The following is a 234-nucleotide window of genomic DNA, read 5'->3' as shown; positions in this document are numbered from 1 at the left end:
CTTATCCAGATAAAACAACGGATACAGTGAATGTGAAAGTAACAGTTGGACCGAAAAATTCAGACACTTATGAACCAACAGTCCAACCGATTGAAAAACCATTTGGCCTAGGCACCACTGAACAAGAGGTCAAAGATAAAGTGACAGTACCTAACTTCCCAGCGGATAAAGGTACACCAGTGGTCACAGTGGATGATCCAACAAAAGTACCTAATGGTCAAACACCAGGTGAAT

General features: G+C 41.9%; 1 protein-coding gene. It reads left to right on the top strand.

Features of this window, described 5'->3' with window-relative positions; translation table 11 throughout:
• Positions 1 to 234 (top strand): hypothetical protein (locus HMPREF2603_RS13460; protein WP_186822232.1); only part of this gene is annotated, 234 nt, incomplete at both ends.

The organism is Staphylococcus sp. HMSC055C03, assembly GCF_001809385.1.
GTDB lineage: Bacteria > Bacillota > Bacilli > Staphylococcales > Staphylococcaceae > Staphylococcus > Staphylococcus simulans.
Note: the sequence above shows the minus strand (reverse complement) of the source record. Positions and strands in the feature narration are given on the sequence as shown.